The following is a 24019-nucleotide window of genomic DNA, read 5'->3' on the forward strand; positions in this document are numbered from 1 at the left end:
TGTGTCGCTCGCCGTCATCCGATCAGTTCCTTGATCGTGGCGCCGGGATCAGCGGCCCGCATGAGCAGTTCTCCGACGAGGACCGCGTCCACCCCTGCCCGTTCCAGCTCGCGCGCGTCCTGCGGGCCGCGGACACCGCTCTCACCGACCATGACCCGCCGGCTGCCCACCCGGTCGCGCAGCCGGGCGGAGAGAGTCCGGTCGATCGAGAAGTCCCGGAGGTCCCGGTGGTTGACGCCGATGACGACGGCACCCGCCGCCAGAGCGGTGTCCACCTCGTCCTCGTCGTGCACTTCGACCAGCGCCTCCATGCCGTACTCGCGGGTGTACGCGAGGAGTTCGGCCAGCCGCTCGGGGGTCAGCGCGGCGACGACGAGCAGCAGGGCGTCCGCGCCCAGCGCCCTGGCCTCCACGATCTGGTACTCGTCGACGATGAAGTCCTTGCGCAGGATGGGGACGTCGGAGGCGTCCCGGGCGACCACGAGGTGGTCGGGGCTGCCCGCGAAGCCGTCCTCGTGGGTGAGGACCGACAGGGCGCAGGCGCCGCCGCCCTGATAGGCGCGGGCCAGCTCGGCGGGGCGGTAGTCGTCGGTGAGCGGTCCCTTGGAGGGGCTGCGGGGCTTCATCTCGGCGATGACGCCGAGGCCCCGCTGCCGCAGGGCGGCGGCGAAGTCCCGCGGCGGGGGCGCGGCCGCGGCGCGCATGACCAGTTCCGTCTCGGGGCGGACGGCGCGCCGCCGTTCCGTCTGCCGTTCGGCGTCTGCGACGAGGGTCGCCAGGATGTCGCTCAAGCGGGCACCTCCAGTTCCATCCGCTGCCAGGGGGCGCGGTCGCCGCTGGTCAGGTCGCCGGGGGCATTTCCCTGGCGCCGAGCGGCAGAGAAATCACATGCGGCCGTGAATCCACCGTTCCGCACTTTATGCAGACGCCTTATGGCTTCGCTATTGCCGGCATATTCATTGCGCGACCTCGGAATGCCTTGACGCTGCGTCACGCGCGCTGTTACTTTCCGGTGGATCCATCACATGTGCTCGCCCCGAGTTGCGGCCCGCGTCTCCACCATCCGCCACGCATCAGCGACCGAGGGGACACGGTGGACATGGCGCACGCCCAGCGCTCGACCGAGACCGTCCGGACCTGGCTCATCACCTGTTTCTCAGGTCATGTCCGGCTCCCGGCACAGGAAATCGACCCCAGACGGCCGTTCTCGGAGTACGGGCTGAACTCCGTCGGTTCCGTGAGTCTGGCCGCCGATGTCGAGGACCACTGGGGCGTCGTTGTCACCGCTGAGGAAATGTGGGAACACCCGAGCATCGACGCACTCGGCCTCCTCATCGCACGGAAACTGGCGGACAAACCGGCCGGCGCCCTGGGCAGCGCGAACTGAGAAGGCGGGCAATCGGTCATGGATTTCAGCCTTCTGTACTTTGCGAACAGGACGGCGGACGACGCTCCCGCGGAGTACGACCTGCTCTTCGACAGCGCGCGTTTCGCCGATCGGAACGGTTTCACCGCGGTGTGGCTGCCCGAGCGGCACTTCCACCCCTTCGGGGGCGCCTACCCCAACCCGGCGCTGGCTGCGGCCGCCCTCGCGGCACAGACCGAACGGGTCCGGCTGCGGGCGGGGAGTGTCGTCGCCCCGCTCCACGACCCACTGACCGTGGTGGAGGACTGGGCGTTCGTCGACAACCTCTCCCGCGGGCGGGTCGACCTGGCCCTGGCCACCGGCTGGAACGCGCACGACTTCGTGCTGGCCCCGGAGCGCTACGCGGACCGCCGCGCCCACACGCTGGACAGCCTGGCAGAGGTGCGGGACCTGTGGGCGGGCCGGACCGTCGAGCGCACCGACGGCAAGGGACGGCAGGCGCGCGTCACGACCTATCCCCGTCCCGTTCAGCCGGACTTGGACCTGTGGCTGACCTGCTCGTCGCATCCCGCGGGATTCGAGCAGGCCGGCACGCTCGGACTCAATGTGCTGACCGCTCTGCTCTTCCAGCGCGTGGAGGACCTGGTGCCGCGGATCCGCGGGTACCGTGCCGCGCGCGAGCGGGCCGGCCACGACCCGGCCACCGGCCGTGTCACGCTGATGGTGCACACCTTCGTCGGTGAGTCCGACGACGCGGTACGTGAGGTGGTGCGCGCCCCGTTCCTGGAGTACCTGGCGTCGTCCGTGGATCTGTGGCGGGACCGCTGGCCGGAGCTGGGTGTCCACAGCGGGCCCCGGCTCCTCGATCACGCCTTCGAGCGCTACTTCCGTACCTCGGCGCTGCTCGGCTCGGTCGAGAAGTGCGTCCGCTTCGTGGCAAGGCTGCGGGAGGCCGGTGTCGACGAGGTGGCCTCGCTCATCGACTTCGGCGCGCCGGCCCCGGCCACCCTGGGGGCCCTGCCCCGACTGGGCCGGGTGCGGCACGCCTTCGTCGGCTGAACGAGACCTGCCGGGCCCGCCGTTGCCACTGGGGCGTTGGCCGCGCCCCCGTCGAAAGTAAGGGCGAAGAGACGCCTTTCGTGCCTGGTGACGACGGGAAGCGGGCTCCTACTGTCGGTGGGCGGAGAGAGACCGACCACAGTGCAGGGCGCGGAGCCGAGTCCGGAGGACGTCAGGGATGAAGAAGCAGTTGGACGAGTCCGGCGGCTCCGCCGCCGTGGCCCGGGGCGCCGGCGATGCCCCGCCGTCCGGGACGCTCGTCGACGGGCACACCGGGCTGACCTCGGCGCAGGTCGCCGAGCGCGTCGCCGCCGGCCGCGTCAATGACGTGCCGACCCGGTCGAGCCGCAGCATCGGCGAGATCGTCCGGAGCAACCTGTTCACTCGCATCAACGCGATCATCGGCGTGCTGTTCGTCATCATCATGATCGTCGGCCCGGTGCAGGACGGACTGTTCGGCGGTGTCATCCTCGCCAACACGCTGATCGGCATCATCCAGGAGGTACGCGCGAAGCGGACCCTCGACCAGCTCGCGATCGTCGGCGAGAGTCGTCCGCGCGTCCGGCGCGACGGGCAGCGGGTCACGCTCAGGGCGTCCGAGATCGTCATGGACGACGTCATCGAGCTGGGCCAGGGCGACAAGATCGTGGTGGACGGCACGGTCACCACGGCCGAGAACCTGGAAGTCGACGAGTCACTGCTCACGGGCGAGGCGGATCCGGTCGTCAAGCGACCCGGCGACGCGGTGATGTCCGGCAGCTTCGTGGTGGCCGGGTCCGGTGCCTTCACCGCCACCCGGGTGGGACGGGAGGCGTACGCGTCCCAGCTCGCCGAGGAGGCCCGGCGCTTCAGCCTCGTCAACTCCGAGCTGCGCAACGGCATCGACCGGATCCTGAAGTTCGTCACCTACGCGATCGTCCCGGCGGGCATCTCGCTGATCATCACGCAGTTCATGGTGAACGACGACGATCTGCCCGAGGCGATCCGCCGCATGGTGGGCGGTCTCGTACCCATGGTCCCCGAGGGCCTCGTCCTGCTGACCTCGCTGGCCTTCGCGGTCGGCGTGGTCCGGCTCGGCAAGAAGCAGTGCCTGGTCCAGGAGCTTCCCGCCATCGAGGGCCTGGCCCGGGTGGACACCGTGTGCCTGGACAAGACGGGAACGCTCACCGAGGCGTCCATGGACGTCGACGAGGTCATTCCGCTGCTGCCGACCGTGCCCGCCGCGGAGGTGCTCGGTGCTCTCGGCGCGGCCGACGAACGTCCCAACTCCAGCCTGCAGGCGATCATCGAGGCCTACCCCGCCCCCGAAGGCTGGCAGCGGACCGCGACCGCGCCGTTCTCCTCGGCCCGGCGATGGAGCGGCGCCGCGTTCTCAGAGCCCTCCGGTGCTCAGTCGGCCTGGCTGCTCGGCGCGCCCGACACGATGCTGCCTGCCGGTCACTCCGTGCTCACCGCCGCGGACTCCTACGGCGCACGGGGCCTGCGTGTCCTGCTCCTGGCGCGCAGCTCACGGCCGTTGGTGGAGCTCCTGGACGACGCGGCGACGGTGCCCGACGCGGTCACGCCCGCCGCGCTCGTCGTCATCAAGCAGCGCATCCGGCAGGAGGCGCCCGCGACTCTGCGGTACTTCGCCGACCAGGGCGTCTCGGCCAAGGTGATCTCGGGCGACAACGCGGTGTCCGTCGGAGCCGTCGCCTCGAGCCTGTCCCTGCCCGGCGCGGACAACCCGGTGGACGCCCGGTTCCTCCCGGAGCACCCGGACGAACTGGCCGACGCCGTCGAGCAGAACGCCATCTTCGGGCGGGTCGGGCCCCAGCAGAAGCGGGACATGGTGGGCGCCCTGCAGTCCCGGGGCCACACCGTGGCGATGACCGGCGACGGTGTCAACGACGTGCTCGCGCTCAAGGACGCCGACATCGGCGTGGGGATGGGTTCGGGCAGCCCGGCCACCCGGGCGGTGGCGCAGATCGTGCTGCTCAACAACAACTTCGCCGCGCTGCCTTCGGTGGTCGCGGAGGGCCGCAGGGTCATCGGCAACATCGAGCGCGTGGCCAATCTGTTCCTCACCAAGACCGTGTACTCGGTGCTGATGGCCATCGTCATCGTGATCGCCCAGGTGCCGTACCCCTTCCTGCCGCGCCACATCACGCTGGTCGGCTCGCTCACCATCGGCGTCCCCGCGTTCTTCCTCGCGCTGGCCCCCAACTCGGAGCGCGCCAGGTCCGACTTCGTGGGGCGCGTCCTGCGGTTCGCCGTTCCCGCCGGTGCCCTCGCGGCGACGGCCACGTCGGTCGCCTATCTGTTCGCCCGGTCCGTGTACGACGACAACCTGGACGCCGAGACCTCGGCGGCGACGCTCGCGCTGTTCCTCACGGCGCTGTGGGCGCTGGCCATCATCGCCCGCCCCTACACCTGGTGGCGGATCCTGCTGGTGCTGACGATGGCGGTGTCGTTCGCCGTCGTGCTGGTGGTGCCGTATCTCCAGGAGTTCTTCCAGCTGAAGCTCGTCGGTGTCGCGGCGCCGTGGACGGCGGTCGCCTGTGCCGCGGTCGCCGGACTGGTCCTGGAGTTCGTGTGGGCCCGGATGCGTCGGCGGTCGGCCGACGACTGAACCAGCGGAGGCGGTGATTTCCCCCGGACCGCCCTCGCGACAGGAAGGGACGCCCGGCCCGTGCCGGGCGTCCCTTTCGTCTGTTCGCTTCCCGGGCGCAAACGCTGCGATCCAGCCAATCCACCCACGTGTCCGATCCGTCCCTGTCGCCCCCTCACCGCCGCGGATCGCCGGCCTCGCCGGTCCCACGGTCCGGGGGCGGCCACCGTCTCCACCAGGGAGGATCATGCTTCGACGGCCGGTGGCACCGCACCGCACCGCAGAGCGAGATGGGTCCCCGGCCGGGCGTTTCAAGAATAGAAAGCGGCGAAGTATCGAAAGTAGGGGGTGATGCCTGCCGAAAGTTGAGTGTTGAGCTCAACTAAGATCCGTATCATTTAACAGAGACAGGGGGGAGTCAGCTACGATCGATAAATCTCATACATCAAACAGCCCGTACTCGCCACGCCCGCTAACGCACACCAATGCGGAGCCGAGCATTCCATTCTTGCTCAGGAGGCTCGCAGGCGAGAGGCCTCATGAGGACTGGAACCGCTGACACCCACCGCACGCCGCCCTGCACAGCACGGCTGCGGCGCAGGTCCGCCCCGTGCATCGAGTCGGCACGGTCAGCACATTCCAGAATCTTCATTGCACAGACATCACTGAAACTTGACGGGGGTTCAAGAAATCATGGACGATCACCCGATAGTTCCCATATTCCAAGGAGCCGGAAAGCCTAAGACGAAGGAAGCCTTCGAACCCGGCCTGGAATTCCGAATACTCGGGCCGCTCGAAGTGCAGATGAATGGCCAAGGACTCACGGTCGGCGGACCTCGACAGCGGGCGGTTCTCTCCGCATTACTGCTCTCCGCGAATCAGGTCGTGTCCTGCGATTCACTGATAGAAAAAGTCTGGAACGGCCGCCCGCCGAGAACGGCCCGCACCCAGGTGGCCATCTGCATCGCCACCCTGCGCAAGGTCTTCCGCGGCGCGGGCTGGGACGAGGAAACGATCACCACGGCCACCCCCGGCTACATGCTCAGCCTCGCCGGCCACTCGCTCGACTCCCTGCGCTTCGAGCAACTGGTCGCCAGGGCAACGGAGTGGACGGCGGAGGATCGTCCGGCGGAGGCCGCGGCAGCCCTGCGGGAGGCGCTGGCGCTGTGGCGCGGCCCGGCTCTCGGCGGCGTGTACACCCCCTTCGCCGAGACCGAGGCGGCCCGACTCGACGAACAGCGGATGCTGGCCGTGGAGCAGCAGATGGCGCTGCGCCTCCAGCTCGGCGAGCACCAGGCCCTGCTCGGCGAGCTCCAGGCACTGGTCGGCGCCTGCCCGCTGCGCGACCGGCTGCGCTACTACCTGATGCTCGCCCAGTACCGTTCGGGCCGGCGCGCGGAGGCTCTCACGACATTCCGCGACGGAATGCGGCACTCCATAGAAGAGATCGGCCTCGAACTGAGCGCCGAACTGCAGTCACTCCACGACTCGATCCTGCGGGACGAATTCCCTCAGCTCGCGGTTCCCGGCATCGCCGCGCCACAAAGAGACAGACCTCAGCCAGTGCCGTGCCAACTCCCGGAAAGCGACGCATACTTCATCGGTCGTAGTCGCGAGCAGTGGCTTATGGACGACGCGCTGCTCAGCGATTCTCCGCAGCTTCCCTCCCCCATCGCCTACATCACGGGAAGCCCCGGAATCGGAAAGACGAGCCTGGCTGTCAACTGGGCGCACCGATCGGCACACAGATTTCCGGACGGTCAGCTGTTCGCGGACCTCCGGCAGGACCGGACCCTGGACGTGCTCCACCAGTTCCTCCGCCGGCTGGGAGCCGAGGGGCCGCTGCCCATGGACGTCCCGGAGGCCGCCGAGCGCTACCGAGCCATGCTGGAGGGCAAGCGCGTCCTGGTGGTCCTCGACCAGGCGTCATCGTATGAAGGGCTGCGTCATCTGCTGCCCGGCAGGGGCGAGTGCCGCGTGATCATCACCGGACGGGCCGACCTGGATGAACTCCTGCAGAAGTACTGCGCCCTTCGGCTGCGCATCGGCCCTCTGTCCGACGAGGAGTCACGCGAGGTGCTGACCAGCGTGCTGCGGGACTCCAGGGCCGAGGAATCCCCCCGGGCCACCCGGCAGCTCGGCGCGCTGTGCGGCCACACACCGCCGGCGCTGCGCGCCGCGGCGGCCAAGCTGCTCACCAAGCAGCACTGGCGTGTGTCCGACCTGGTACGCCGCCTGGAACGCTCCACCGACCGGCTGGCGGAACTCAGCATCGGTGAGGACTCGCTGCGCGCCCGGCTCGACCGCAGCGTCAGGGAGTTGAATCCCCTCGCGGCAGGCGCCTACCGGGAGTTGAGCCGCCTCGACGGCGCCGACTTCGGAGCGGCTCAGGCGGCGAAGGTGCTCGGCACGGATCAACTGGACGCCGAGGACCTCATCGAGACCCTGGTGGACGCGCAGCTCCTGGAGGTGGTGGGCCGCGGCCTCTCCGGCGAGATGCGCTACCGATGGCAGGAGCTGGTGCGACTGCACGCGTTCCACTCCCTGTGTGCCGCCCCCGGCTTGGCCAACTGCGTCGGCTGAGCCGCACGAACCGGCACCGCGCACCGGCCCGTACGACCCCGAGTGGTCGTACGGGCCGTGGCGTCGCGGTCACACGCCGCGGGTCCGCGCCTGGTCCTTGATGAAGCGGGCCAGCCGTGCCGCCCCTTCGGTGGCCTGGTCGGTGGTGAGGTAGCTGCAGGAGAGCCGGATCTGCCGGTCCCCGGCGTCGTCCAGGTGGAAGTGGCGCATCGGCGTCCAGATGACACCGTATTTCCTTGCCGAGACATCCAGCGCGGCTCCGTCCGCCGCGAACGGGACGTCGAGCGTCAGGAAGAACCCGCCGTCGGGGTCGTTCCACCGCACCCCCACCGACTCCGGTGCCCCCGGGGGAAGTTCGGCGGCGAGTGACTCCCGCAGACACTTCATGGTGGACTGGTAGTGGCGTGCTGCGGCCTCGTTCGCCGCCCGCAGCCCGCCGCCGTTCTGCAGGAGCAGCCCGGCGACCGCTGCCTGGCTCAGGCTGGAGGTGTTGACGGTGACCATGCTCTTGACCTTGGCCAGTTCATCGGCGAGCAGCCCCCGTGCCCGCCCGTCCGCGCCCTCCACCAGCTGGTCGGCGACCGCGAATCCGACGCGCGCGCCCGGGAAGGCGGTCTTCGCGAAGGAGCCGAGGTAGATGACGCGCCGACGGGTGTCGAGGGACTTGAGCGTCGGCCGCCGAACCGTGCTGAACACACCGTAGGGGTTGTCCTCCAGGAGCAGCAGTCCGAGTCGGCCCGCGAGGTCCAGCAGGGCCGTACGGGCCTCACGGCGCATGCTGACGCCTGTGGGGTTGGAGCAGTCGGGCACCACGTACAGACATCTGGCTCGCCTGCCGCTCGCCTGGATCTCCCGTACGGCGCGTTCGATTCCTTCCGGACTCGGCCCGTGCGGGGTGCCGGGCACCGCGACGACGGGGATCCCGAGCAGACTGGCCGCGCCGGTGACACCGACGTACGAGGGACTGTCGACGAGGAGCACATCGTCGGGGCCCGTGAACAGCGCGCGGAGCGTCAGCAGGACGGCTTCCTGGCAGCCGACCGTCACCACCACGGACGCCGGGTCCACCGTCATGTCCTCGTCGATGCCGAGCATGCGGGCGACGATGCCCCTGATCTGTCCCGCGGTCTCGCCGTACTGGTAGAGCGCACTGCGCACGCGTTCCTCGGAGTGGCCCTGTTCGCGCAGGTGGTCGAGGTAGGTCTCGATGAGTCCGGGTACGCGCGCGACGTCGAAGTGGCCTTCGTACGGCCGTCCCGGGGCGAAGGAGATCGCCTGCGGATGGCGGAGGGTGATCTCGTTGAGGAAGGTCATCGTGTCGAGCAGTGGCGCCGACAGGCTGGCGTGCAGAGCGGTGCGCGGGATGATGCCTGTCCGGTCCGTGCTCCCTGACGTCGTCGTCATCCGGTACTCCTGTCCGTGTGCGGCGCCGTGTGCTCGATGGCCGGCCGGACGTGTCCGGGGAGGATCACGGTGTCCGCGTCGATCGTGCCGGGCGACGCGTGACCGGTGAGCACCATGGTGTCCGCGAACTCCGCGATCAGCAGGGTGAGCATCCGGTGTACGCCCTCGCTGCCGCCGGTGGCCAGGGCATACAGCGCGGGCCGGCCGACGAACACGGCGCGGGCGCCGAGGGCCAGCGCGACCAGGACGTCGGCGCCGGATCGGATGCCGCCGTCGAGGAAGACGGGGCAGCTGCCGCGCACGGCGGACACCACCTCGGGCAGCGCCTCCAGACTGGCCTGGACGCCGTCGAGTTGGCGGCCTCCGTGGTTGGAGACGATGATGCCCGCGACGCCCGCGTCCACCGCCGCCTCGGCGTCCCGCGCGGTCAGGACTCCTTTGGCGAGGACGGGAAGTCCGCTCAGGTCCCGCAGGCGCGCCACGGCCGACCAGTCGACGGAGCGATCGAAGGCCAGTTTGCTGTGCGCCCCGGGGGTCGCGCTCCCTGCGGCGACGGACCCGGTCAGATTGGCCGGGGTCACATGGGCGGGGACCGCGAAGCCATTGCGCAGGTCGCGCAGGCGACGGCCGGTGAAGGGGGTGTCGACGGTGAGCACCAGAGCCTGGTATCCGCTGTCGCGCGCACGACGGGCGAGACGGAGCGTGGTCCCGGCGTCGCGGAAGCAGTACAGCTGGAGCCACAGGGGGGCGCCCGCCGCGTCTGCCACCTCCTCGAGGGTCCGCCCCGCGAAGGTGCTGACGACGAACGGGAGCCCGAGCCGGCCCGCGGCGGCGGCCGTTCCCGTCTCGCCGTCCGGATGGGCCAGTGAGTGGTAGGCCAGTGGCGCGATCCCGACCGGCGCCGCCCAGCCGGAGCCGAAGACCTCGACGGAGGTGTCCGGCTCCTCGATGCCGGGCAGTGCCCTGGGGCGCAGCCGCACGGCGGCGAAGACGGCCTCGTTGGCGGCCAGCGTCCGCTCCCGGCCCGCGCCGCCCGCGATGAAGTCCCATATGTCGGGCGGTAGTTCGCGCCGTGCGTGCTCGGCGAAGTCGTCGAGCGTGAGCGGCTCCCCGGCCCTCTGGGTGGCGGACGTCATCGACCGGCCACTTCCCGCTCCCTCTCGACGGCCTCGTACAGCGCCTTGATGTTGGAACTGCCGAAACCGCGTGCGCCGTTGCGCTGGATGAACTCGTAGAAGAGGGTGTCGCGCGGGTGGGGCGAGCGGGTGAAGATCTGCAGCAGGTAGCCCCACTCGTCGCGGTCCGCCAGGACGTTGGTCTCGCGCAGGTCGGCGATGGCGTCGGCCATGCCGGCGACGCGCTCGGCGAGCAGATCGTAGTAGGCGCCGGGGGTGCGCAGAAAGGCCACACCGCGGTCGCCGAGCGCGCGGACCGAGCCGACGATGTCGTCCACGAGGAAGGCCAGGTGCTGGACTCCCGGACCGTTGTGCACGTGCAGGAACCGGTTGATCTGGCCCGGCACCCGCGTGTCGTCTGGCTCGATGAAGGTGAGGGTGATGCCGCCCTCGGCATCGCGCACCACGATGGAGTCCATCGCCTGATCGCCCACCTCGATGTACTCGGAGGAGTAGAAGGGCATGTCGAACGCGGTCTCGTAGAACTCGGCGGTGCGGCGCAGGGTGCCGGCTTCGAGGCAGACCGCCACGTGATCGAGGACCGGCCGGGGTGCCGCGGGGACCGAGGCGGCCGGCAGGAGCGCCCAGTCCCGGTCGGGCGGCAGCTGCCCCGCCCGGTCGGCGGTCGCGGCGATCAAGGTGTGCCGGACGTCCCCGAACCCGGAGACCGCGGCGAACCAGCCGTCCTGGCCGCGCCGGAGCGAAGGGGTCGGCCGCTGCAGCGCGGTGGCGCCGGCGCGGACGGCCCGGTCGAAGCAGGACCGGACGTCGTCACAGCTGAACGCGAGGTCGGCGATGGAGTCGCCGTGCTCCTCGACATGCCGGGCGACGGCGGTTCCCGGCCGCAGCGCCTGAGTGACCACGAGGGTGACCTCTCCGCTGCGCAGCACGGTGGACCTGCGGTCGTGGTCACCGGTGGCGGGGCCCGCCACGGCCAGGGGCACGAAGCCGAGACTGTCGATGAGGAAGCCGGAGGCGTCCCGGTCGTCCGTGACGTACAGCTCGGCGTACGCGATGGCACGTGGCGGCATGGCGGCTCTCCAAGGAAGAGAAAGGGGGAAACGCGGGAGAACCCTCCAGCAATGGCGGTCCCCGAATCCTCGGTCAGGAAAGGGAATTGCGCGTGCCCGCACTCTACGGATCGCCCCGTATGCCCTCGCTATCGACTGGATATCGGGCTCTCCGCCGCCCGTGTGAACGCGGGCGGCCCGCCCACGCCCGTCAGGTCAGGTCAGGTCAGGTCAGGCCGGCGTCCCGCACGAGCAGCGCCACCTGCACCCGGTTGGACAGGCCGAGCTTGGCGAGGGCGCGGCTGACGTGCGCTTTCACAGTGCCCTCGCTCATGGCGAGTTCGCGGCCGATCTCGGCGTTCGACAGTCCGCGGGCGACAGCCCGTACCACGTCGTCCTCCCGCTCCGTCAGCACCGACAGGCGTTCCCGGGCCAGGGCAACGTCGGCCGACTCCAGCCCGGCGAAGGTGTCGATGAGCCGCTTGGTGATGCGCGGCGTCAGCATCGCGCTGCCCTCGGCGACCGTACGGACCGCGGCGGCCAGGTCGCGCGGAGAGGTGTCCTTCAGAAGGAATCCGGCGGCGCCGCTGCGCAGCGCCGTGTGCACGTAGTCGTCGAGGTCGAAGGTGGTCAGCATGATGACGCGCGGCGGGTTCGGCGCGCGGCGCAGCTCCTTCAGCGCGGTGAGGCCGTCCATGCCGGGCATGCGGACGTCCATGAGGACGACGTCCGGGCGGTGCCGGGCGACGGCGGTCACCGCCTCGCTGCCGTCACAGGCCTCGGCCACCACCTCGATGTCGTCGGCCGGTTCGAGGATCATGCGCAGCCCCGCCCGTACCAGTGCTTCGTCGTCGACGACCAGGACCCGGATCACTCGTCTTCCTCCGTAGCTTGCGCGGAAAGGGGCAGGCGGGCGCGGACGGAGAATCCGCCGCCCGCGCGGGGGCCCGTGATGAACTCCCCGTCGAGCAGCTCGACCCGCTCCCGCAATCCGACCAGGCCCATGCCGCTGCCGGGCAGTGCCTCGACGGGACGGCTGGGGGCGTCGTTGTGGACGGCGATCACCAGACCGCCGTCGTCGTAGCGGACGAGGACCTCCGTGCGGGCGGCCCCGGCGTGCTTGTGCACATTGGTCAGGGCCTCCTGCACGACCCGGTAGGCGGCGTGTTCCAGCAGCGTGGGCAGCCGCTGGGGGGTGCCCTCGTCGCGGCGGCTGACGGTCATGCCCGCCGCACGCGACTGGTTGAGGAGCCGCTCCAGGTCGACGAGCGTCGGCTGGGGGCCCAGTGCCACGCCCTCCCCGTCGGCCTTGAGCACGCCGATGACATCCCTCAGCTGGCCCAGGGCCTCGCGTCCGATGGTGCGGATCAGCTCCGCGGCGACGGCCGTCGACTCGTCCTTGGCGTTGATCTCCAGGGCACCGGCGTGCAGCACCATCAGGGACACCCGGTGGGCGACCACGTCGTGCATGTCCCGGGCGATGCGGGCGCGTTCCTGCGAACGGGCCTGCTCGGCGCGGGCCGTCTGCTCGCGTTCCAGCTGCTCGGCCCGCTCGTGCAGGCCCTCGACGACGTCCCGGCGGGCCTTGTTCCACAGGCCCAGGGCGAACGGCAGCCACACGAACAGGGCGACACCGCCGAGCGACGACAGCATGTCCTGCCACACGACCCCGGCCGCCCCGATGGCCAGTCCCGTGGACGTCGGCAGCACCGTCAGAACGCTCGCCGCCGCCGCATACATGAGCTGCCGCAGCGGGCGGCGCACGGAGAACGCCACGACGTAGGAGGCGACGCACAGCGCGGCCCAGGTCGAGGTGAACACCCACGCCGCGCAGCCGGTCACCGCAATGGGCCAGCGCAGCCGGGGCAGGACCAGCGCCGAGGCGGCCGACGCGACGGCCACGGCGACGGCCAGCGCGAGGGCGAGGCCGCCCATGGGGGTCAGTCCGAGCTCGGTCTGCACACGGGACACGAAGGTGCCGTCGATCGGGACGAACGCGCCGGCGGCGAGGAGGACGGCCAGGAGTAACGGTCCCCTGCGGCCGAGCCATCGCCGCAGGTCCGTCACCCGCCCCGATCCGGTGGTCGTATGGGTACGTCGGGTCACGCACCGAGCGTAGTTGCTCGTCGAGGGCTGTTCCGTCCGACCGGAGTCTCCCCCTCCCCCCACGAAGGTTGGGTGCGGCCACGACCTAAGTGGGGCGCGATCGTGGACTTTTCGGCGACGTGGAGACGACGCCCGTCGATCCAGACTCCTCTCCATGACAGAGACCACAGACGCTGTCCGGGCCTCGGGGCTGGGCAAGCACTACGGAACCGGGGACGCCCGGGTGACCGCCCTCGCGGGCGTCGACGTGCGGTTCCCGCGCCAGGAGTTCACCGCCATCATGGGCCCCTCCGGTTCCGGCAAGTCCACCTTGATGCACTGCGTGGCCGGCCTCGACAAGGCCGACGAGGGCAGGGTCTGGATCGGCGACACCGAGCTGACCGGGCTGAGCGACGACGCCCTGACCGATCTGCGCCGGGACCGGATCGGGTTCGTGTTCCAGGCGTTCAACCTGCTGCCGACGCTGACAGCCCAGGAGAACATCCTGCTGCCGTTCGACCTGGCCGGGCGCAAGCCGGACCAGGAGGTGCTGGATCGGATCGTCAGCACCGTGAACCTGCGGGACCGGCTCCATCACCGGCCGAGCCAGCTCTCCGGCGGCCAGCAGCAGCGGGTGGCCGTGGCCCGTGCGCTGGTGACGGAGCCGGACGTCGTCTTCGCGGACGAGCCGACCGGCGCGCTCGACTCCACGGCGTCGGCGGAGCTGCTGCGGTTCCTGCGGCGCAGCGTCGACGACCTCGGCCGGACGGTGGTGATGGTGACCCATGAGCCCAGCGCCGCGGCGTTCGCCGACCGGGTGCTCTTCCTGAAGGACGGCACCATCGTCGACGAGGTGTTCGCGCCCACCGCGGACAGCGTCCTGGAGCGCATGAAGTCCTTCGAGAAGGCCGTGTCCTGATGTTCAAGACCATGCTGCGCGACCTGCTCGCGCACAAGGGCCGGGTGCTGATGACCCTGGTGGCGATCGCCCTGGGTGTCACGGCGACGGTCGGCAGCTGGGTGGTGAGCGACTCCATCGCGGCCACCCTGACAGTGCGTGAGACGCGGGACGACGTCAGCGTCGCCGTGCAGAGTCCCGGCAAGGAGCCGGTGCTGGGTGCCGCGGAACAGGACCGGCTGGCGGCACTGCCGGGTGTGGCGGCCGCCGAGGGTGTCGTGGTCGGCCGGGCGGGTCTCGTGGGCCCGGACGGCAAGCTCGTGAAGAGCAGCACGGTCCTGGACCGGGCGGGCACCAACTGGAGCAACGACGAGCGGTTCACCCTGGACGCCGGCCGCAAACCGGGGGGCACCGGCGAGGTCGCCCTCAACAGCACCGACGCCGAGACGGCCGGGGTCGGCGTGGGCGACACCGTGCGGGTGCTGCTCTCCGGCGGGCGCTCCGAACGGGCCGAGGTGTCGGGCCTGTTCACCTACCACCGGCTGGGCCCGCAGGCGGAGGCCGACTCCGACGAGGCGTCGGACGCCGTCCCCGTGGTCGCCTACGACGACGCCGGAGCCGCCCGCTTCCTCGGTGCCCGCTACCACCGCGTCGAGCTGACCGCCGAACCCGGAACGTCGGCGGACGCACTCGCCGAGACCGCACGGGGCGCCGTGCCGGACACCTACCCGGTGGAGACCGGCCGGGCCCTCGCCGGCGCCGCGGCCGCCCAGTCGGAGGACGAGGCGCAGGACCTGCGGCTGACCATGCTGCCGTTCGCGGCGGTCGCCCTGCTGGTCGGCATGTTCGTCATCGCCAACACCTTCACGATGCTGGTCAGCCAGCGCACGCGGCAGTACGCGCTGCTGCGGGCCGTCGGCGCCCGCAGGCGGCAGGTCAGGACGGGCATCATCGTGGAGGCCGCGGTGCTGGGCGTGGCCGGCGGCACCGTCGGCACGCTCGCCGGTATCGGCCTGGGCCCGCTGCTGATCGGCGTGATGCGGCCCGACGACGATGTGAAGTTCACCGTACGGCCCACGGCGATCCTGCTCGGCTACGGCGTCGCGGTGATCGTGACGGTGCTGGCCGCCTACACCTCGGCCCGGCGTGCCGCCGCCGTCCCTCCGGTGGCCGCGCTGCGCACCGACGCGGTGATGCCGCGGGAGACCAAGCGGCGGCGCAACCTGCTCGGCGTGGCACTGCTCGTCGTGTCGGCCGCTATGGTGATCGCGACGGCCGACCCCAGCTCCTCCAACCTGCTGCGCATCATCGCGCTGGTGGGCGCGGTCCTCGGAGTGGTCGGCGCGATCCTGCTGGCGCCGTTCCTCGCGGAGCGGCTGCTGCTGCCGCTCACCCGGCTGGTCGGCATGCGGGGCGGTGCCTCGGTGCGGCTGGGTCTGCGCAACGCCGCGAGCGACCCCCGGCGCACGGCGGGCACGGCGACCGCCATCACCGTGGGGCTCGGTCTGGTGTGCGCGTTCGCGACGCTGAGCGCGTCCTTCGCCGACCTGATCGCCTCCACGACCCGCGCCAATGTGCCGTTGACGACGACCGTGCTCCAGTCGGCGGCGGGCGGCGAGTCGACGCTCACACCCGCCGAGGTGGAGCGGGTGCGCTCCGTGCCGGGCGTCGACCGGGTCGCCGCGAGCCGCGATGTGCTCGCCGGTCTCACGTACGAGGGCGGCAAGACCGTGCGGCGCATCTCCGCGATCGAACCCGAGGCCCTGCGCACCGTGCTCACGCCCAGGATCACGGCCGGCTCCGCGGATCTGACGCGCGGTGTGGTCATCTCGCGGAACCAGGCCGACATGCTGCGGCTGGGCATGGACGACGAGATCACCCTGAAGCTGGACGCCAAGACGTCCGTGACCCAGCGCGTGGTGGGCATCTACGACGCGACGGAGCTCCAGGCGAGCATCTACCTGGACGCGGCGAAGGCACCCGAGGCGCTGCGCCGGCAGATCACCCTGCTGTACGCCACGGGCTCCGACCCGGACAAGGCGCGGGCCGGTATCGAGGCGGCGTTCCGGGACCGGCCGGATGTGACCGTCACCGACCGGGAGGGCCTGGTCGAACAGGGCGTCGATCAGCAGCGGTTCGCGTTCACACTGATGTACGCCATGTTCGGGGTGGCGATCGTCATCGCGGTGTTCGGCGTCGTCAACACCCTGGTGCTGTCGGTGATGGAGCGGACGCAGGAGATCGGCGTGATGCGGGCGGTGGGGGCCAAGCGGCTCCTGGTGCGACGGACCATCCGGGCGGAGAGCATCGTCATCTCGATGTTCGGGGCGTTGCTCGGCGTGGTGGTGGGCGTGCCGGCGGGTGCCGTGATGCAGCACGCGATGTTCGGGCAGCTGCTGTGGGACTTCACGATGCCGTTCACCGTGATCGGGTCGGCACTGGTGGGCATCTCGGTGGCCGCGGTGCTGGCGGCGATGTGGCCTGCCCGGCGGGCGGCGGCCACGAACATGCTGGAGGCGATCTCGGGCAAGTGACGGCCGCGACGCGAACAGGGGCGGGGCAGGTGGGTGTCCACCTGCCCCGCCCCCGTGGCGTGCGCGTGGGAGACGTCAGCGCGCCGCGGGGACCTGGCGTACCGTCAGGTCCGGGTCGTCGCCCGGGCGCAGGACGGTCAGGGTGGCCCCCGGGGCCGGGTGCACCAGCGCGGCGCCGGGACCGGCCGGGCGTGCCACAACCCTGTGGTGGGGCGCGGTGTCTCCGGGGCGGCTGGTCCACACCTCCGCGTCGCCGTCGAGGCCGTGCCGCAGGGTGAGCGGGCGGCCGTCGGCCGCGCCGACCCGGACCCAGCGGGTACGGCCCGCTCGGCGCTCGGCGTCCACCACGTGCCCGCCGGGGGCGAGCAGCCCGGCGACGAGGACGTCCGGCCAGGCGTCGGGCACCGCTGGGAACACGTCCACGGCGTCGCCGCCCGCGCCGACGAGGAGCTCCAGAAGCGCCTGTCCCGCCGGGAAGGGGGCGGCGGCGCGTGGCGATACGGCGTGCCGGTACAGGGAGTTGGGCGCCAGGACGTCCGCCCCGTCGCCGGTCGCCCCCGTGAGGTGGCGCAGCAGTTCCAGGGCGAGGGGCGCGTCGCGCGAGGCCGCCGCCATGGCTGCGGCGGTGGCGTACGAACCCGCGTGCCAGGCGTCGCGCATACCGGCCCAGTGGTGGAGGCTGCGCCGGCCGAGCTCCGGGTCGGCGTCCGGGTGGGGGGCCTGCCGCAGGGGCAGCAGCCAGTTGAGGTGTGACGGCTCCGCGCAGGAACGCGCGACCCGGAGTCCGGCCCCGATCATGACGCCCGAGCTGTCGGTGTGACACCGTGTCAGCCTGGCGGCGAGGTCTTCCCAGTGGGCCAGGCGGGGGTCCTTCTCGCGGAGCCTGCGCGTGGCCGTGACGAGCGTGGTGACCGCCCAGCGCAGCAGCGACAGGTCGTGCGTGCAGTCGCTGACGTCGGCCTGGCCGGGCGAGTGCGTGACGGGCAGGTGCAGGCGTCCGTCGAACCCCTCCATGAGGAAGCCCGAGTAGTAGCCGACGACTCCGGCGAGCGCGGGGCGCAGCAGGTCGCGCACGATGCGCGGGTCTCCCGTGTAACGGTGGGCCTCCCACAGGGCCAGCGCTCCGGAGGCACGCACGGGGTCGTCGGTGCGCCCCGCCTTGGAGCCGACTCCGGGCAGCGCGCCGGCCAGGTGCTCGTGGGCGGGCGACGGACCCTGTTCGAGCGCTGCTGAGACCGGCCCGATGTCGAGGTGGCGCGAGGGTCCGAGCAGCGCCGGCGCGTCGGCCAGCCGGCCGGGGCCGGGGTCGGTCACGGCGGCCAGGGTGTACATCTGGGCGCGGTGGAACCGCTGCAGGGTCCGCTCGGGCAGCGACACGTAGCCGCGCCGGTGGAAGTCGTGCCACCAGGCCCGGTGCCGGGCCACGGCGGCGTCGGTGCCGGTCGCGAGGAGTTCACGGAGGGTGGCCTCGGCGGCTCCCGTGGCGTTCGCCGGTGAGGCGGCGAGCAGCTGCCGGTCGCCGTGCTCGCGGCTCACCGAACGCAGTGGCAGCCCGGAGCCCTCGGGGGGCGGAGCGGTGCAGGAGAGGTGTTCGCCGCCCTCGGTACGGGCGCGCAGCAGCAGCGTGGGGCTGTGGCGGTCGACCAGGGCCGAGAAGGCGACGGTGCCGCGGGGCGTGGTGATGCGTCCGGTGAGTTCGGCGTCCCACAGGTCGAGAACGCACCTCACGGCGGTGGGGGCGCCCAGGGGCAGCAGATCCAGAACCCCGGCGGCAGGCTCCGCCGACCGGGTGCCCGGCCCGCCGACGAGCAGCCGCACCCCGCGTCCGCCGGGTGCGGCGACGGCCCGGACGACGAGCCGGCCGTTGCCGAGGTGGGGGGCCGGGCGGGGGTCCCGCGGCAGGGCGGCCCACTCCATGCGAGCGTCCCGTACCGCCTGTTCGTAGGGGTCGGCGGCCGCGGCCCCCTCTCCGGCCGCCCAGGCGACCGGCGCCTCCGCGGCCCAGGAGACCGCGGAGGCGGCGGCCAGGCCGCCCGCCGACGTGCGGAGGAAGGTCCGTCTGGCGAATCCCGCGTTCACGTCGGGGGCTCCCGGTGGGTCGGGGTCAGTCGAGGTGGAGGTAGCGGCGGTAGGAGTCGGTGGGACCGGCGAACCCGGCCACGACAGCCGGTGCGGCGTGGCCGGCGGTACGCAGGACCAGTTCGGCGGCGCGGGTCAGCGCCGCGTTGTCGACGGGCGGTCCCGCGGCCACCAGGGCGCGCAGCTCACCGAGGCAGCGGCGGCCGATCGGGGTGAGCGCGAGTGTCGCGTCGAAGCCGGCCCAGCCGGCGGCGTGCCGCTCCGCTCGGGGCACCGGTCCCGCACCGGCGACGAGCGAGGCGCGCAGCAGTTCGCGGAGCGCGGTGCACAACAGGGTGAAACCGCCGTACGCCTCCAGGCTGCGGCCCGCGCGGGCGTCGGCGTGGACGATGTGCAGGCGCACGAGCGTCTCGGTGAGGAGTTCGGCGGGGTCCCGGTCGCGGCGGTGCTCGGCCGCCAGGAGGGCGGGCAGCGGGTCGTCGCCGGGTGCGTCCGCCGGTGCTCCGCCCTCGTGCGAGCGGTCCAGGAGGGTCCGGGAGCCGGCGGGCGGCTCGGCGGCGGGGGTGCCCGCCGGTACGGCGCGGACCCGCAGGCGGACGAGGTGGTCGTCCTGGGGGACGAGATGGACCGACTCCAGCGCGTCGGGGACGGACCGGTCGCGCCAGCCGGGCAGGACCGCGCCGACCTCGCTCTGCACCAGCGTGTCGAGGACGCTCCAGAGGTCTCCGAGCCGGTCGCCGCGCACGGCGGCCTGGAGCAGCGCCTCGCCGTCGTGGTGCGGTTCGGCCTGTGGTGGGACGGCGTGCAGCGCGCGTACCTCGGGGCTCGTGCCCAGGGCGGCTGCGACCCGCTCCAGACAGGCGAGAGCCGTGGGCCGGGCGGTGCCGGGCGGATCCGAGAGGAGTGTTGCGGTCACGGTTGCTCCTCGGTACGGGTGGGGGGTGGGTCGAGGCAGAGCATGACGTTCTTCTTGGCCGCCCAGGCCTCTGCCCGCTCCTCGTCGCCGAGACGCTGGTAGGTGCTGACGATCAGGTCGTAGACCGTGCCGTCCGGCATGGCGTAGCGGTAGAAGAGCCGCAGCAGCGAGTGCTCGGCGGCCTCGTGGTAGCCCATTCCGGCGAGCATGACGGCCAGGTCGAGGTGCTCGGCCAGTTCCTTCTTCGAGGGCTCCGGCAGCAGGTCGACGGGGACGCCGTCGAGGCCCATGCCGGCGGTCAGTTCACCGAACGCCTCGTCGCCGTAGCAGTCCATGATGATGTGCAGCCGGTCGGGGCCCGTGAGGTTGCAGGCGCCGTGCGCGTGGGTCGGCATGAGCCACCACAGGTGGCCGTGCGCCATGTGGACCCGCGCCCCGCCGGTGACCAGCGCGCAGGAACGGTTGGTCACCAGCGGGATGTGCAGCCGGTGGTGCTGCCGCTCGTCGGTCAGCTCGTGGTAGTCCCTGTGTTCCCACAGGAAGGAGTTGGGCTGGAGGCGGGCGATGCGTGCCCACATGTAGCGCAGCCCGAAGGACCGCAGCAGTTCACGCGTGGCGGGCATGCGCTCCAGGAGCGTCGTCTCCTTGGCCTCGCAGTCCCGGATGGTGGCGTCCATGGGGTCACCGCTGTCGTTGTAGAGCGAGAGGGTTTTCCAGCCCCCGCTCTGATACTCACCGTATTCCGTCGCCAGATTCTCCGGAACCGTCAGCGCCTCGCGTCCGACGAGATCCAGGGTGTACGGGTCCAGCGCGTGAATACGGCCGACCTGTTCCGACAACACGGACAAGGCCTTCATGGAACGTCTTCCTTCCGGTCGGCCGGTGATACCGCGTGCCATGCTGGTCGATAACCGCCGTGAAAGTCACCGCTCTTAAGTCCCGGGCGAAAAACGCTCCATCTCGCACTGCGCCGCGGGGACCGGCCGAAGGCAGGGCGGGCCCGCCGGCGCCCGGCCGGAAGCGCGGCCCGCCCCCGACGAAAGTGGTAGACAGCCGATTCCCATCGTCGGATGCACCGCGCCCCGCCGATTTCTACGGTGGTCACATCGGCACAGCGACAGGGAGCGAGCATGATTACCCTCAGCGGGCTCACCAAGAGGTACGGGACGGTGACCGCGGTGGACGGCCTCGACCTCGAGATCACGCCCGGCCGGGTGACCGGCTTCCTCGGCCCCAACGGTGCGGGGAAGTCCACGACGATGCGGATGATCCTCGGCCTGGACCGGCCGACGGCGGGCCGGGCCCTGGTCAACGGCAAGGTGTACGAGGAGTTGCGCTACCCCCTCCGCGAGGTGGGCGCGCTCCTCGACGCCAAGGCCCTGCACCCGGGGCGGACCGCCCGGAACCACCTGCTGTCCATGGCCCGCAGCAACGGCATCGCGCGGCACAGGGTCGACGAGGTGCTGGAGGCGGTGGGACTGACCTCGGTGGCGAGCCGCCGGGTCGGCCTGTTCTCCCTGGGGATGGGCCAGCGGCTCGGCATCGCCGGGGCGCTGCTCGGTGACCCTGGCGTGCTGATCTTCGACGAGCCGGTGAACGGACTCGACCCGGACGGGGTGCGCTGGGTGCGCTCCATCGCGCGCTCGCTGGCCGAGGAGGGCCGCACGGTCTTCCTCTCCAGCCATCTGATGAGCGAGATGCAGCAGACCGCGGACCAGGTCGTCGTCATCGGCAAGGGCAAGCTGATCGCGGACACCCCGGTGCTGGAGCTGATCGAGCGCAGTTCCCTGGGCACCGTGCGGGTGCGGGTCCCCGACCCGGCGGACCGCGCGGACCTGGTCCGGCGGATCGGGACGGCGGGCTTCGGGGCCGAACTCACCGCGGACGACGCGGTGATCGTGCGGAGCGCCACGCCCGAGCAGGTCGGCGACCTGGCACACGAGGCCGGGATCCGGCTGCACGAACTGCGCCTGCAGGAACCCTCGCTCGAGGAGGCGTACATGGAACTGACCTCCGACAGTGTCGAGTACGGCACCGCGCGGAGCGCGAATGTGACAGGCGGGTGGGACGCATGAACGACACGACGGCCGCTCCGGCGGCGCCCGCGCGGGGCCGCGGCGGACTGGTGGGGGCCGCGGCGGCGGAGTGGACGAAGTTGTGGGGTGTGCGCTCCACCTGGGTGTGCCTGGCGTCCACGGCCGCGCTGGTGGTCGCCTACACGGTGATCGTGGGGGTCTCCGCGCGATCCTCGACGGCGCAGACCTCCGGGGGCGAGCCCCCGACGGACCCGCTGGCGAACCTGGGCACGGGGGTCGTCTTCATGGGGCAGTTCGCGGTGCTCGCTCTGGCCACGATGGTCATCGCCTCCGAGTATGCGACCGGCAGCATCCGCGGGACGTTGCAGTGGGTGCCCGTGCGGCACCGGATGCTGCTGTCGAAGAGCGTGGTCCTGGTCCCCGTGCTGTTCGTGACGGGCCTCGTCGTCGCGCCGTTGGGGCTGGGCTCGGCCGTCGCCTCTCTCGGTGACGTCGCCGATCCGGTGACGGCCGGGGCGAGCGTGCGGCAGGCACTGGCCGTGGGCGGGTACCTCGCCGCGGTCGGCATGATCAGCATCGGGATCGGCGCGGCCGTGCGCAGTGTGGCGGGGACCATCACGGTGGGCTTCCTGATCCTGCTGGTGCTTCCCATGACGCTGCAGTCGGTCTCGGTGGAGTTCGTGCAGAAGGCCGGTGACTATCTGCCGGGGCCGGCCGGCATGGCCCTGATGGGCGTCTCCGAGTCCGACACCTACGGCCCCGGAGCGGCCGCCGCGCTGCTGGTCTTCTGGGCCCTCGCCGCCAACGCGGCCGGCTACTGGGTGCTGCGCAACCGCGACGCCTGACGGCGCCGACCGGAATTTAAGCGGTGACGAAAAGAAACAGGCAGACCCCGGAAATCACCGGGTAATGCAGCACCACTCCGCACAATTCGAGAATGACCGCGACTGACAGGGCAACGAGGCTGCGCTAGTCTCCAGTTGCCCTGTCAGCCGTTGAATTCTCATTTCTCTGCTGGAGTGACATGCTGCCTGCTGGGCCGGAAATGGAAGACCACGAGGCCCGCCCCCTCGACAAGGAAGTGGCGGAGTTCTATGCCTGGCTGACGCACCTGCAGCAGGACGGCCCGGTGATGTTCGACGAATCTCTGCGGGCCTGGCAGATATTCGGGTACGACCAGGCGCTGCAGGTCCTGTCCGACCCCTCGTTCTCCGCGGACATGCGCGCCGCGAGCCGGGCCGCCGGGGTGGAGATGCCCATCCCGCCGGTCATCGAACGCCTCACCTCCGCCAGCTTCTTCACGATGGAACCGGCCCGGCACCGGGCGTTCCGGGGCTTGGTGAGCCAGGCGTTCTCGCGGCGGCTGGTGAACACGCTGGCCCCACGTGTGGCCGAGACGGCGACCGCGATCCTGGACGGGCTGGACGGCGTCGGCACCTTCGATCTGCTGGAGCGCTTCGCCTACCCGCTGCCCATGATCGTGCTGTGCGATCTGCTGGGCATCCCGCACGACGACCGGCGCGCCTTCCAGAGCTGGGCATCGGCCCTGACCGACCCGGCCGCCGCGCAGGCCGCGGGCGCCGATTGGCTGGGCGAGGAACTGGAACAGCTGGAGCAGTACCTGCACGAACTGGTGCAGCGACGCCGCCGGGAGCCGGGCGGTGACCTGCTCAGCCGGCTGGCCGCCGCCGAGGTCGACGGGGAACCGCTGACGGAGGACGAGGTCGTGAGCCTCGCCGCGGTGATGCTGCTGGCCGGCCACAACACCACGACGATGCTGCTGGCGAACCTGGTGGTCTGCCTGGACGAGAACCCGGCCGCCGCGGCCGCGGTGCGGGCCGACCGGAAGCTGCTGCCCGCGGCCATCGAGGAGGTCTTCCGCTACCGGGGCCCGCTCCCCCGCTCGCTGCGGCTCGCGACCCGCGACACCGAGGTCGGCGGACACACCGTGCCCGCGGGCGCGCCCGTCGTCGTGTGGACGGCCGCCGCGAACTGGGACCCGGCGCAGTTCCCGCGGCCGGGCCGGTTCGACCTGTACCGGACGTCCAACCGTCATCTCGGCTTCGGGCACGGCATGCACTTCTGCCTCGGCGCGCCCCTCGCCCGGGTGGTCGCCGAGATCGCCATGTCCCTGCTGATGGACCGCTGTTCACAGGTCGCCGTCGCACGTGACGAACCACTGGCGTACCCGGCGCCGAGGGTCAACCTCGCTCCGGCGCGGCTCCCGGTGAACGTGCGCTGGGCCGCCCCGGCGGCCCGCTAGCTCCCGGAAGGGACGAACACC

At 71.5% G+C, this 24019-nt stretch carries 18 protein-coding genes; 9 read left to right on the top strand and 9 right to left on the bottom strand.

Annotated features, from left to right (window positions below):
• Nucleotides 1-14: 14 nt before the first annotated feature.
• The gene (gene trpC / locus ACFT32_RS07945) at nucleotides 15-791 is read right to left on the bottom strand and encodes an indole-3-glycerol phosphate synthase TrpC (RefSeq protein WP_382486929.1); all 777 of its coding nucleotides are present in this window, start codon (nucleotides 789-791) and stop codon (nucleotides 15-17) included.
• Between the two features lie 308 nt (nucleotides 792-1099).
• Between trpC and ACFT32_RS07950 the strand changes: the two genes are divergently transcribed.
• The 4 genes from ACFT32_RS07950 to ACFT32_RS07965 all read left to right on the top strand — a co-directional run bounded on the left by ACFT32_RS07950 (nucleotide 1100) and on the right by ACFT32_RS07965 (nucleotide 7598).
• Nucleotides 1100-1387, top strand: coding sequence for an acyl carrier protein (locus tag ACFT32_RS07950; RefSeq protein WP_382486931.1), 288 nt, complete (start codon nucleotides 1100-1102; stop codon nucleotides 1385-1387).
• An 18-nt stretch (nucleotides 1388-1405) separates the two neighbouring features.
• On the top strand, nucleotides 1406-2425 hold the full coding sequence (locus tag ACFT32_RS07955; RefSeq protein WP_382486932.1) for a MupA/Atu3671 family FMN-dependent luciferase-like monooxygenase: 1020 nt from the start codon (nucleotides 1406-1408) through the stop codon (nucleotides 2423-2425).
• 178 nt (nucleotides 2426-2603) lie between these two features.
• Nucleotides 2604-5036, top strand: a complete 2433-nt coding sequence (locus ACFT32_RS07960) for a cation-translocating P-type ATPase (protein ID WP_382486935.1) — start codon at nucleotides 2604-2606, stop codon at nucleotides 5034-5036.
• Nucleotides 5037-5708: 672 nt separating this feature from the next.
• Entirely contained in the window at nucleotides 5709-7598 is a 1890-nt protein-coding gene (locus ACFT32_RS07965; protein WP_382486937.1) for a BTAD domain-containing putative transcriptional regulator, read from the top strand.
• Between the two features lie 69 nt (nucleotides 7599-7667).
• Here the strand turns inward: ACFT32_RS07965 and ACFT32_RS07970 are convergent, their stop codons facing one another.
• From ACFT32_RS07970 to ACFT32_RS07990, 5 genes are all read right to left on the bottom strand, one after another.
• Nucleotides 7668-9002 (bottom strand): PLP-dependent aminotransferase family protein, encoded by a 1335-nt coding sequence (locus ACFT32_RS07970; RefSeq protein ID WP_382486939.1) that lies wholly within the window; start codon nucleotides 9000-9002, stop codon nucleotides 7668-7670.
• Nucleotides 8999-10138, bottom strand: a complete 1140-nt coding sequence (locus ACFT32_RS07975; protein ID WP_382486941.1) for an alpha-hydroxy acid oxidase — start codon at nucleotides 10136-10138, stop codon at nucleotides 8999-9001. Before ACFT32_RS07975 ends, ACFT32_RS07970 begins: the two co-directional genes overlap by 4 nt.
• Nucleotides 10135-11208 (bottom strand): 4-hydroxyphenylpyruvate dioxygenase, encoded by a 1074-nt coding sequence (hppD, locus tag ACFT32_RS07980; protein ID WP_382486943.1) that lies wholly within the window; start codon nucleotides 11206-11208, stop codon nucleotides 10135-10137. The genes ACFT32_RS07975 and hppD overlap by 4 nt, the downstream gene beginning before the upstream one ends.
• 205 nt (nucleotides 11209-11413) lie before the next feature.
• Nucleotides 11414-12061 (bottom strand): response regulator, encoded by a 648-nt coding sequence (locus ACFT32_RS07985; RefSeq protein ID WP_382486945.1) that lies wholly within the window; start codon nucleotides 12059-12061, stop codon nucleotides 11414-11416.
• Nucleotides 12058-13293, bottom strand: a complete 1236-nt coding sequence (locus tag ACFT32_RS07990; protein WP_382486946.1) for a sensor histidine kinase — start codon at nucleotides 13291-13293, stop codon at nucleotides 12058-12060. The genes ACFT32_RS07985 and ACFT32_RS07990 overlap by 4 nt, the downstream gene beginning before the upstream one ends.
• 154 nt (nucleotides 13294-13447) lie before the next feature.
• Between ACFT32_RS07990 and ACFT32_RS07995 the strand changes: the two genes are divergently transcribed.
• Entirely contained in the window at nucleotides 13448-14191 is a 744-nt protein-coding gene (locus ACFT32_RS07995) for an ABC transporter ATP-binding protein (RefSeq protein ID WP_382486948.1), read from the top strand.
• Complete coding sequence (locus ACFT32_RS08000; RefSeq protein WP_382486950.1) at nucleotides 14191-16704, top strand: ABC transporter permease; 2514 nt, start codon at nucleotides 14191-14193, stop codon at nucleotides 16702-16704. The genes ACFT32_RS07995 and ACFT32_RS08000 overlap by 1 nt, the downstream gene beginning before the upstream one ends.
• A gap of 75 nt (nucleotides 16705-16779) precedes the next feature.
• Here ACFT32_RS08000 and ACFT32_RS08005 read toward each other — a convergent pair whose 3' ends face one another.
• From ACFT32_RS08005 to ACFT32_RS08015, 3 genes are read right to left on the bottom strand one after another with little or no spacing between them, the layout of a single operon-like run.
• On the bottom strand, nucleotides 16780-18783 hold the full coding sequence (locus tag ACFT32_RS08005) for a hypothetical protein (protein ID WP_382486952.1): 2004 nt from the start codon (nucleotides 18781-18783) through the stop codon (nucleotides 16780-16782).
• Nucleotides 18784-18808: 25 nt separating this feature from the next.
• Nucleotides 18809-19699, bottom strand: coding sequence for a hypothetical protein (locus ACFT32_RS08010; RefSeq protein ID WP_382486954.1), 891 nt, complete (start codon nucleotides 19697-19699; stop codon nucleotides 18809-18811).
• Nucleotides 19696-20556: an aspartyl/asparaginyl beta-hydroxylase domain-containing protein gene (locus ACFT32_RS08015; RefSeq protein WP_382486956.1), complete on the bottom strand. Its 861-nt coding sequence runs from the start codon at nucleotides 20554-20556 to the stop codon at nucleotides 19696-19698. Before ACFT32_RS08015 ends, ACFT32_RS08010 begins: the two co-directional genes overlap by 4 nt.
• A 273-nt stretch (nucleotides 20557-20829) precedes the next feature.
• Here ACFT32_RS08015 and ACFT32_RS08020 point away from each other — a divergent pair, with 273 nt between their 5' ends.
• From ACFT32_RS08020 to ACFT32_RS08030, 3 genes are all read left to right on the top strand, one after another.
• Entirely contained in the window at nucleotides 20830-21774 is a 945-nt protein-coding gene (locus ACFT32_RS08020) for an ABC transporter ATP-binding protein (protein ID WP_382486958.1), read from the top strand.
• Nucleotides 21771-22580: an ABC transporter gene (locus ACFT32_RS08025; protein WP_382486960.1), complete on the top strand. Its 810-nt coding sequence runs from the start codon at nucleotides 21771-21773 to the stop codon at nucleotides 22578-22580. Before ACFT32_RS08020 ends, ACFT32_RS08025 begins: the two co-directional genes overlap by 4 nt.
• A gap of 200 nt (nucleotides 22581-22780) precedes the next feature.
• Nucleotides 22781-23998, top strand: coding sequence for a cytochrome P450 (locus ACFT32_RS08030; protein ID WP_382486962.1), 1218 nt, complete (start codon nucleotides 22781-22783; stop codon nucleotides 23996-23998).
• Nucleotides 23999-24019 lie beyond the last annotated feature (21 nt).

The organism is Streptomyces sp. NPDC057002 (assembly GCF_042673825.1).
Lineage (GTDB): Bacteria > Actinomycetota > Actinomycetes > Streptomycetales > Streptomycetaceae > Streptomyces.